The sequence below is a fragment of the Bacillus pseudomycoides DSM 12442 genome, assembly GCF_000161455.1.
GTDB lineage: Bacteria > Bacillota > Bacilli > Bacillales > Bacillaceae_G > Bacillus_A > Bacillus_A pseudomycoides.
This window is the reverse complement of the sequence record NZ_CM000745.1, coordinates 4,859,963-4,870,338: the sequence shown is the minus strand read 5'-3', so window position 1 is coordinate 4,870,338 and position 10,376 is coordinate 4,859,963. Positions and strand designations below refer to the sequence as shown.

The 10,376-nt window shown below is 33.0% G+C and carries 11 protein-coding genes and 2 pseudogenes; 9 read left to right on the top strand and 4 right to left on the bottom strand.

The annotated features are described in order from the left end of the window. The coding region (locus BPMYX0001_RS24715; RefSeq protein ID WP_033799321.1) for an RNA-guided endonuclease TnpB family protein at positions 1 to 322 on the top strand (322 nt) is incomplete at its 5' end. A 173-nt stretch (positions 323 to 495) separates the two neighbouring features. Here BPMYX0001_RS24715 and BPMYX0001_RS24710 read toward each other — a convergent pair. Further along, the gene (locus BPMYX0001_RS24710; RefSeq protein ID WP_006096921.1) at positions 496 to 852 is read right to left on the bottom strand and encodes a hypothetical protein; all 357 of its coding nucleotides are present in this window, start codon (positions 850 to 852) and stop codon (positions 496 to 498) included. A 20-nt stretch (positions 853 to 872) separates the two neighbouring features. Then, positions 873 to 2,096, bottom strand: a complete 1,224-nt coding sequence (locus BPMYX0001_RS24705; RefSeq protein WP_006096920.1) for a ParM/StbA family protein — start codon at positions 2,094 to 2,096, stop codon at positions 873 to 875. Between the two features lie 385 nt (positions 2,097 to 2,481). On the opposite strand from BPMYX0001_RS24705, the gene BPMYX0001_RS24700 reads away from it, so the two are divergent. Continuing rightward, entirely contained in the window at positions 2,482 to 3,060 is a 579-nt protein-coding gene (locus BPMYX0001_RS24700; RefSeq protein WP_006096919.1) for a DUF3967 domain-containing protein, read from the top strand. 251 nt (positions 3,061 to 3,311) lie between these two features. Here BPMYX0001_RS24700 and BPMYX0001_RS31480 read toward each other — a convergent pair. Next, positions 3,312 to 3,737, bottom strand: a pseudogene (locus tag BPMYX0001_RS31480) (TipAS antibiotic-recognition domain-containing protein); the annotation flags it as partial. Between the two features lie 162 nt (positions 3,738 to 3,899). Here BPMYX0001_RS31480 and tnpA point away from each other — a divergent pair. Further along, positions 3,900 to 4,298 carry an IS200/IS605 family transposase gene (tnpA, locus tag BPMYX0001_RS24695; protein ID WP_033797910.1) on the top strand — a complete coding sequence of 133 codons (399 nt, stop codon included), beginning with the start codon at positions 3,900 to 3,902 and terminating at the stop codon, positions 4,296 to 4,298. An 11-nt stretch (positions 4,299 to 4,309) separates the two neighbouring features. Beyond that, positions 4,310 to 5,422 carry an RNA-guided endonuclease TnpB family protein gene (locus tag BPMYX0001_RS24690; RefSeq protein ID WP_006096916.1) on the top strand — a complete coding sequence of 371 codons (1,113 nt, stop codon included), beginning with the start codon at positions 4,310 to 4,312 and terminating at the stop codon, positions 5,420 to 5,422. Between the two features lie 138 nt (positions 5,423 to 5,560). Here the strand turns inward: BPMYX0001_RS24690 and BPMYX0001_RS24685 are convergent, their stop codons facing one another. After that, positions 5,561 to 6,487 (bottom strand): DUF2268 domain-containing putative Zn-dependent protease, encoded by a 927-nt coding sequence (locus BPMYX0001_RS24685; RefSeq protein WP_018783440.1) that lies wholly within the window; start codon positions 6,485 to 6,487, stop codon positions 5,561 to 5,563. A gap of 935 nt (positions 6,488 to 7,422) precedes the next feature. On the opposite strand from BPMYX0001_RS24685, the pseudogene BPMYX0001_RS24675 reads away from it, so the two are divergent. The 5 genes and pseudogenes from BPMYX0001_RS24675 to BPMYX0001_RS24650 all read left to right on the top strand — a co-directional run. Further along, a pseudogene (locus BPMYX0001_RS24675) lies at positions 7,423 to 7,635 on the top strand (response regulator aspartate phosphatase); the annotation flags it as partial. Between the two features lie 1,272 nt (positions 7,636 to 8,907). Next, complete coding sequence (locus BPMYX0001_RS24665) at positions 8,908 to 9,294, top strand: DUF1064 domain-containing protein (RefSeq protein ID WP_006096912.1); 387 nt, start codon at positions 8,908 to 8,910, stop codon at positions 9,292 to 9,294. 13 nt (positions 9,295 to 9,307) lie between these two features. Then, positions 9,308 to 9,496, top strand: a complete 189-nt coding sequence (locus BPMYX0001_RS24660) for a hypothetical protein (RefSeq protein WP_033799318.1) — start codon at positions 9,308 to 9,310, stop codon at positions 9,494 to 9,496. A 139-nt stretch (positions 9,497 to 9,635) separates the two neighbouring features. After that, entirely contained in the window at positions 9,636 to 10,004 is a 369-nt protein-coding gene (locus tag BPMYX0001_RS24655) for an ArpU family phage packaging/lysis transcriptional regulator (RefSeq protein ID WP_006096910.1), read from the top strand. A gap of 53 nt (positions 10,005 to 10,057) precedes the next feature. Continuing rightward, positions 10,058 to 10,315 carry a hypothetical protein gene (locus tag BPMYX0001_RS24650; protein ID WP_139358609.1) on the top strand — a complete coding sequence of 86 codons (258 nt, stop codon included), beginning with the start codon at positions 10,058 to 10,060 and terminating at the stop codon, positions 10,313 to 10,315. Positions 10,316 to 10,376 lie beyond the last annotated feature (61 nt).

Genomic DNA, 10,376 nt, shown 5'->3' with positions numbered 1-10,376 from the left:
GGACTTACAAGTCAGTAACATGCTCAAAAATGGAAAGCTTGCAAAAGCGATTAGTGAAGTATCTTGGTCACAATTCCGAGCTATGTTGGAATATAAAGCAAAATGGTATGGTAAACAAGTTGTCGTGGTATCTAAAACATTTGCTTCTAGTCAACTATGTTCCAATTGTGGATTCAAAAACAAAGACGTTAAAAATCTAACAATTCGTGTGTGGGATTGTCCTTCTTGCGGCACACATCACGATCGAGATCGAAATGCAGCACTCAATCTGAGAAATGAAGCAATTCGTCTCTTAACCGTAGGAACTACGGGGATAGCCTAATCCATTAGAGTTCAGTAGAACTCTAATGGATTAGGCTATCCCACTTCAAACAGTCCGCAAGGACGTTAAGTGGTGAGTAGTTCAATTTTCATTCTATAATTAACAACTAGTATTAATAGTGTGAATTTGAAATAAAAGACCTTAGGATTATACCTAAAGGTCTTCTTTACTAATTAGAAATCAATCTCTTCGTTATCTTCTTCAGAAATACCACCAAGTACTTCCTTAGCATCAACAATTTTACCTTCTTGGAGTACAGGCTCTTCCATTTTTAAATCTTCTTGTTTCTGTATGGGAACAAATCCATTAGTAAGTAGAAGATCCAATTTATTTTCAATTGTATCTAAAAGATTTAATCTCTGTTCTACATGATCTAATTTCCGCAGTAGTTGCTCATAACGTTTTTCATTTTGTACCAGTTCAACAACAAATGCTGTTAATTGTCTACTATTAGCTTTTTCATTAAGAATTCCATATACATCTTCAGGCATATTATCAGCATGTAATGCCATTTTTCTATTTTTAGCCATTATCAGCACGTCCCTTTATTTTAGGCTAACTGTCCCTTCATTTCATCAATTACTTTTAATTCTAATGCAGTTAGATTAATTGTCCGTGAAGTTGGAGCAAATACTTCTTTGTCGCTATTTTGAATAATATCGTTCAAGAAGAAGTGATTGTTTTTAGCAGCCATTTCAGACATATGATTCAATAAAGCTAGACGGATGTATGGTTCTAAAACGGGTGCTTCGCCTCCAATATAAATGAATTTCAACACTGTATTCGTACTAGATGGGATGAATACATCAAGAATTTTAGCAACTAAAATTCTTGCATATTCTTTCAGTGCCTCTACAATTTCATTTGTAAAATCATATTCTTCACCAGTATTTTCATTCGATAGTACGTACTTTTGTACTTTATAATTATTGACTATAAATTTCTCTAATGTTCTTAGATCCTTAAAGTATTGAATCAATTTTTCTTTTCTAAAGCGTTCTAGATATCCTAAGAATGGCTCAATATCGATAACTTGGAAAGAATCTCTGTGCTTAGGTGTAGTAAGTCCTTTACCTAATCGCACAGCATCTGTAGAGCCGCCACCAATGTCAGTTAAAACTACTTCATAGTCATCGAATCTCTCAGATTCATATCGCTTTTCAATACTAATTACATTTGTATTCTGATCTTTTGAAACCATTTTATATTTTAAAGAATGTCTAGCAACTTCTGATTCATTTCTACATTTGGCTGAATTGACTCTAATAGTTAGTTCTTTCTCCATTCCTGGTGTTAACACTTTAACTTTATGTTCACCAATAAATCTTTCTTCCATTTTTTTATGAGCAATGCTAAATTTCTCTTCACGTTTTAAAAGCCAAATTGGAAGCATCATACTCATGTGTTCAATTTCAACTTCATTATCTTCTTGCTCAGCGTTAAGCGCATGATAATATGCAATTGCTCCTAAAAAGCTTACGTATGGGATAGGACTATTAATTTTATCGTGCATCTTATTTACATGTGAGTTTGCCAACTGATTATCTTCAGCTAATTGCCCAACTAAATAGAAAGACTCTTCACCTTCGATTTCAGTGGAAATTAGTAATCTATCTAGTAAATCTTCTGGTCTAGAAATACGATCAACAAGTAAATCCTCAGCTTGTTTCTTTGAAATTTTAACTACATTCGTTGCAAGTTCAATATAATAACCATCGACCATGAAATTATTAAAACTATTTCCGAAATCCGCTACTTTTCTTCCAATTTTCATTTATAATTCCTCCTTTATACATTAAGTACGACTTAAGTGATACTTTTAATTATACTTTAGCACATTTAATCAAAAATAAGAATACTTTAAATAATAAGTACGACTTGAATCGTACTTATTATTTAATTAACCTATATACTTAAAAAATTCAAAATAAACAAGGAAATACCTTCTTTCAAACGAATAAGACACATAATAGTTAGACGCCGACATGTCGGACATAAAAGATGATGAATAACAGTAAAACAACAACATGACCGACATAAATGATAATCAATAACAATGTAATGACAACATGACCGACATGGATGATAATCAATAACAATGCAATGACAACATGTCGGACATCGATAACAACAAATAACGATGAGGGGAGGACGATGGAATGGATAGGGAAGAGCCTTATAGGAAAACATATTCCCTTGCAGATATAGCAAGAATGCTTGGGAAGCCACGGACAACCCTTCAGGCCTGGCGGGATCAATTCAAACCATATTTACCAACTGTCGCTGGGACGAAGGGGCGAACACTGAGATATGAACAGGAAGCATTAGAGTTGTTTAAATTAATTGCTAATATGAAAGATGCACAAGAGCCACCAGAAATAATAGAACAGATGTTAAAACAAAACGTAGATTATATTGTAGTAGAAGAGAGCGATGAAGACGACGAAATAACGAAGCCAATTATTCAAACGATGTATGAAAGTATGAAAGAGGTTTCTATATATTTTCAAGAACAAAAAGCCATGAACATGGAGCTTTTACAGCGCATAGATCATTTAGAACAAACTAATCATATGTTATTGAATAAGATTGATGAACAACAAAAGAATATTGATGGGAAAATAAATAACAGAGATCAGCAGCTATTAGAAGTGATTCGTGAAATACAAGAAACTAAGAAGTTAGTTGCCTCTAGTCAACAAGAAAAATCATGGTTCGCTAAATTATTTAAAAAATAACTTAAATAATACGTAAAAAGTAGGGAAGCTTGTATAGTTTTACAAGTTTCCCTACTTTTTTATAAATTTGATATTGTGGATTTGAAATAAAGTCGCCACGTTTTGAAAAAAGTTAAGATGGAGTCGAAAATAGAATAACTTTAGGCAACCCCATGAAGGTGTGCAGTGACAATAAAGTTATTTAAAAGGATGGTGTGAAATTTCAATTAACACCATCTCTTATTTATATGTTGTATTATAAAAATATGAAATTAATGATTCTGTCTATTAGTATAATGTATAATATCGTTATATAAAAATTCAGCTAAGTCTTCATTACTAAATTGGTTTATATAATTTTTGAATCGATTATCAAATTTATACGTATTTGCAATACATATCAACATTTCAGAGTCACATACAATAGATTGTTCAAGATAACTTTTCCATTCTACAATTAATTTCTGTACCTCATCAGAAGAAGGGGATTGATTAATACAGGATGCAATTTTTCTAAATACTTTTTCCATGTTTAGTTCAAATTCAGAAAATAGGTTCGCTTTTTTACTAGGAGAGAGTTTTTTCAGTTTCGCCTCAAATTCTTTGTATTTTTCAGTTTCTCCATAGATGAATTTCGCTTCATGAGCATATTGTTCTTGTAACGGTGAAATGGATGAATTATTAAAAATATTTAACGAATTGCCCGAAAGAATTCTCCTTCCTCAAGTGTGTGGAGGGCAATAGCCCAACGGTAGGTGGGAGATGAATTTCGGTTTGGCGTAGCCAAAAAGCACGTAACTGTGCTTTTTATTTTCTCTATGGTATAATCAGTCTTATGAAACAAAAAGGTTGGTATATAAGTGAAATTAGATAGTAATAATCATTCAGTGTTCTTGTTGTATTATCATCTTGTATTGGTCGTGAAATACAGAAGAAATGTATTTGATGATGATATGTCATACTATGCAAAAGACATGTTTGTAAGACTTTCTGAGAATTACAATATAACGTTAGTCGAGTGGAATCATGATGTTGACCACGTACATATATTGTTCAAGGCACATCCTAATACAGAAATGACAAAGTTCATTAATGCTTATAAGAGTGCGAGTTCTCGATTAATAAAGAAAGAATTTCCACAAGTGAAAAAGAAACTTTGGAAAGAAATGTTTTGGGCAAGAAGTTTTTGTTTACTAACTACTGGTGGTGCACCAGTAGACTTGGTGAAGAAGTATATCGAAAATCAAGGGGAGAAGTGAGGTGAAATGATATGACAAAGCATAATAAAGCATATAAATTTCGTTTGTACCTAACAGAAGAACAAGCATATCTTATGCGTAAAACCTTTGGTTGTGTGCGCTTCGTATATAACAGAATGTTGGCTGAACGTAAAGAAGTGTATGAGAAATACAAAGGTGATAAGGAACAACTAAAGAAACAAAAGCTTCCAACTCCAGCAAAATACAAAGAAGAGTTTGAATGGTTGAAAGAAGTTGATTCATTAGCTCTGGCAAATGCTCAACTAAACTTGCAAACTGCCTATAAGAATTTCTTTAGTGGTCAAAATGACTTCCCAACATTCAAAAGTAAAAAAGACAGAAAGTCTTATACAACGAATGTAGTAAACGGAAATATTATGTTGTTAAATGGTCATATCAAATTACCAAAACTGAAAATGGTACGTATCAAACAACATAGAGAAATACCACAAGACCATATTATCAAGTCGTGTACAATCTCCATGACACCTACTGGTAAATACTATGTGTCCATCTTGACTGAATACGAAAAAGAGATTGTACAAAAAGAAGTAGAAACAGTTGTTGGATTAGACTTTGCGATGGATGGATTATACGTTAGTTCTGAGGATGAGAGAGCCAATTATCCTAAGTTCTACCGTAAAATGTTAAATCAATTAGCAAAGGCACAACGAGTATTATCAAGACGTACTAAAGGTTCTGAGCGTTGGAATAAACAACGTTTTCGTGTAGCTAAGTTACATGAAAAAGTAGCTAACCAACGTAAGAATTTCCTTCACCATAAGTCTAAAAAGTTAGCTACTAATTTTGATGTTGTAGCTGTTGAAGACCTAAACATGAAAGGAATGTCGCAAGCACTTAATTTTGGAAAAAGTGTCGCTGACAATGGTTGGCGTATGTTCACTTCTTTTTTAGCTTATAAACTACACGAACAAGGCAAACAACTTGTGAAAATAGACAAATGGTTTCCTTCCACAAAAACATGTAGCAATTGTGGAAGTGTGAAAGATATGCCATTGTCTGAACGAGTATATTCTTGTATATGTGGTGTAAATCTCGATAGAGATTATAACTCAGCCATCAATATCAAAAATGAAGCAATACGCCTAGTAGCATTAGCATAAATAGCAACAAAATAACCTTTGGAACAAGGGAGTTAGCTCGGCTGTTTTAGGACTAATTCGTTAGCTATCAAAAGTAACGACTAACCGAGAAGCCCCCACTTCAAGTAAGCTCGTAAGGGCTACTAAGTGGCGGGTAGTTCACCCGTTAATAATTGTTTCTTCATCCCAAAATCCTTTTATTTCATCTAATATTAGATTAGCAGGAGTTATTGTGGCTTCAAAGATATTTTTACCTGTTTTTTCTAAATAGTATTTAATTAAATAGTACCCACAGGCATAACCAGCAGCATAAGACATATTGACTGGCATATAGTTTTGAAGTTTTGCTAATTCATCACCATAAAGATACGGTGCAATTTTATCAAAGCCTGTTAATTGTAATTGTTCCTTGAGCACAGGTTTAATATGTCTATTAAGCATTTCCATAGTTGTTTTCGATACCCAAGGACCGAGTAGATCTTCTCCAAAAATAGAAGTAGCAAAGTTCTCTGCTAACCCTTCACTAACAATTAATTCACCTAAAGTAACAGTATAATCCCACTGAATAAATTGATATCGAACATTATGATTACATTCATGTGCTAAAGCAGCTTTCATTCGAGGTATTGTGTATTCATTTGGGACAAGTGTACACATAATATAGCCAGGGATACCTCCATCACCACTATATCCTTCATTTAACATTAACGAAGGGCTATTGGGATCCCCTAATAGAATCGTGAATAAGTAATCGGATACACGTAGGTTCACATCATGCTCTTTAAATAAATGAAGGCTTTTCCTAACAGCTTCTGTACACTCAGACCAAAAAGAATCAGATGAAATCAAGTCTAATTCTCGTGTAATCTCATTTGTAATCTGAGTAGGAGAAATGCTCATTATATTATTCAATGTAATAACATCAAAACTATTTGGCTCCTCAGCTTTAAAAGGAACATGTTGAATTTTCCATTTCCTCATAAACGGAGCCAACATCTCTTGTCTGTATAACTCAACCTTTTCCTCTTTTGGAGCTTGTGAAATTTTTCGATATATTTTATCTGAGCGTAATGATTTTATATTCATTTCTTTCACCCCTTATTTAATATAGTTAAAATTATGCACTATGACGTAGCGTTATAGTCAAGGGGGTTAACTAAAAATATAGTAGGAGGATGGGATTAGGTGTTTTTTGAAATATTAATAGGACCCCTTCATTTGTAAGTACCTTAGCTTAGTTTGGATGTTGAACGTACTTAAAAATACCTTCAAAGCCGAATGGTGAACAACTTTATTGTAATTAATCTGTGGGCTAATCAGACTATATAATGAATGGTTGCAAAGTGACGTTAGGTGAATATAAACACGGGGATGTAATTGGTATGCGAGTGATTGTACCAGCACAAGATAATAGAAATGAATATCAAATTTTCGTCACAAATAGTAGGTTATCAAAAAAAGGCTAGAAAAATTCTTATTTTCAATAGTGGAATAGAAAAGGGATATGTTTATGATTATATATTCGGGCAATCTGATAGCCATTATTTTTTGTTTAAATGGGGGAATCTCTTAATAACAATAAGAGAGAAATATAATATAAAGGATTAATTTACTCCTTTCCTTGATTAGCTAAGAGCTTTTCAAGGTTTTTTTATGATTTAACAATTTTATGAATGTATTAAAAAGAATCAAAGAAAAAAAGATATAAATCTTAGTCTTATTTCTATACATAAATATAGATTTAAAATAAAGTTCAATTTTTCTGTAATAAATTACGATTTATAAAGAGATAAATAGTATTGCAAAGAATTCGAATTGAGGAGGGATACTTTTATCCCTCCCCTATATCTCAAATATCTCTAAATATCGATATGGATGTATTAACGATAAAACGATAATTTCATAATGTTCAGTCGATTATTGGAACATCTCTCTTTTCCAGATTAATATTTTGTTTATCTGCTATTATTTTATTGTGAGAATATTCCCTTTATTATTTTATGGGGTGATGGGAGGATTATATGAACATACAACTAAAGGGGAATGAACAGTTGACGGAGTTATTAAATGAGTGGTATTTACAAATTCGTGCAAGAAATAGAGAGAATTCCATACGTCTAAAAAAAGAAATTGAGCAACAGCTTCATAATCTTATAGGTGATCAAAATTTACTTTTTTATTATTCACTTTTAGATTTCCGTTTTAACTACTTACTTAACAACCAAAATTTATCATCCCTTTTTATACTAATCGAAGAGATATGCTACAAATCCAATAGCAGCTATAGCACTTCCAATAACAATAAATAAACTAATAATCCCAAGAGACAGAATTTCCTATTAAAATTTAAGCTGGATTTAAGAGTATCTTATTTATTAATTCTTGTTTTAAAAAACTTAAACTCAATAAAAACATTAGAATCTATTTTAGGGATGTTAGGCTAATTATACCAAGCGATTCAAGACTTTATCTTAGTAAATCTCAAGGTTAATTTGTGAGTAAATAAGTGAATTTTCAGTTTCATATATGTGTAAATTTTATAGCAGAATAGTCTAGAAAATGAGAAATAATTATAGGAACTGAGAGATGTTTTGAGTTTCCTTGTGTCGAAAAAGGATAGGTTGCTTGGAGGGTATAAGAATACATGACAAATAGCCTTGCTAATTAATTTTTTTTAAGCAAGGCTAAGTTTTAGATGTTTTTTAATTAGGACTTTAGAACGCCCATTTTTTGCAAAACGGAATCCATTTTCTGGTTCTGGTGCAAAAGTTTTAGAGTTTTTGCACCAGAACCACTTTAAGTTACATTTATAGTATAAACAGGATTAGGAATATTATGCAGATTAAAAAAGAGCACTGTATATAAGTGCCCTTGAGAGGTAGGCGTAATACCAATCATAATCAGTATTAATATACGCTTAATATAATTAAAATGTGAAAAAAGCAGCTAGCAAAAGCTAACTGCTCAGCCCTCGGGGAAAGGGAGAAAGAATATTACAGAGGTCACTGTGAATTCAAGCTGTATCAGCCCATTTATAGTATTGGACAAAATTTAGAATTTTATTCGGACAAACTCAAAAAGAGCAGCTAGCAAAAGCTAACTGCCCGCCCTCAGGGAAAGGGGAAAAGCCTAATATCACAGATGAGAATCTGGATGTAAGTATAGTATGATCGAGGTTTTGAATTTTATTTAAACAACCAAAAGAACAGCTAGCTAAAGCTAACTGCTCTCTCGGGATGGGAACTCAGGTTGCTGGAGGCTCATTTAAATGAGTTATGGCTATCGCCTATATACATTATATACAGAATATTGAGATTTATTTGGAGGATGAGGAAATGATTAATGAATTGAAAGTAGGAAATGTATTCCCATTTTGGGTACCAGTTAACTTAGGGTTTGCATAATCTATACAAAGAGTCGAAGGTGAATACCTAGGAAAACACAATGGGGTGTTTCAAAAGATTATGTAGGAAGCATTCCATATTAGAAGGAAGTGAGGAAACAAGTTGTTTAAGCGCAAAAAGAAGACAGGCCGTATTAATAGTAGAAAAACAGTCGTACTAGGAATTGAGTTTGATAGTAAAACAGAAGCAGAGTATTACCTGTTCTTAAAGAGTAACCCTGAGGTTGTTGAGATTAAGCTACAACCTCAGTACATGCTCCTTGAAGGGTTTTATATTACTACACGAGATGGTAAACGGAAGAAGCGAAGAGATTGGAAATTCACAGCAGATTTCTTAGTTACTTATAAGGATGGAACACAGGAAGTGATTGATGTCAAAGGTTATGCTAACGATCGCTTTCCATATATGAAGAAGATGTTTGAATACCGATATAAGCAGGAGTTAGTTGTTGTTATGAAGGACAAACAGAAAGGTTGGATAAGAAAATAAAGGGGCTGAATAGATGATTCCAAGATACAAGGGTATAAGAGAATTCATGCTGTATAGAAAAGAACCAGGTTTTGGGAGTAATCAGTATGTTTGGATATTCGATGTATTTAAGTATCACGAGCTAATGCAACATTTTAAGGATGGATGGGTAATCCATGATGAGGATAAACAAATAGAAGCATTCAATAGAACAACAGCTTAATGGATAACGGAACGATGATGAGTAGATTGGTGGGGGCTACTTTACTAAGCATCGTTCCCTTATTCAGAAGATAGGTATTAAAATTTCACATACCTAATGTGAGTGTAAAAACTAAAATTCGAAATAGGGGGATTCCAACTTGGAACAATTATCTTTATTACCAGAAATCGATGATAAAAAGGTGCAGAAAGAGGTCGTGAGCATCTTGAAAGAATACAGAGCGCTGAAAATGCGATTCAATAATGAAGTGGAACAAGAAGGAATCAGTCTGTTTCCAGAATTACGTGATTCGAGAGTAACAAGTAGGATGAAGGTGCAACAAATCGAAAAGGCATTAAACAATATCCTAGATGATGATGAAAGAAACATCATTACTATGAAGTTCTTAGATAATAAACCAGTGAAAGATGCATTCGTACAAAATGAATTGATGATGAAGAACTCATACTTTTATGAGAAGAAGAAAAGTGCTATTAAATTGATTGCTACTACATTAGGAATCATTTGAAAATGGCAGAGAAAACGCAGAGATATAGCGTATTTTTTGGGGAGTTTTTGCAAATGGAATCAACGGTACGATTATCTCATGAAGGTTCTTTGAAAAGAGAATACGCTTCATGGGATAGCGTGCCCATTATAATTACGTTACTCGGTGACGCGGAGGCTAGAGGGAATAAGAGCTTCCCAAAATTATTTTGTATTTATCATTCAGCTCAAGAGTCGTCGCTTGGGTTGAAAGTAAACATAATACTAGATGTCATGTCTATGATTTCTCCACATTTGAAAATGGAATGGGTGATGGTTTATATGATTGAATGAATCGCACATTTCAAAACAAGTAATACGTAATAAGAACAAGAATGCATCGTTATTTTGAGCA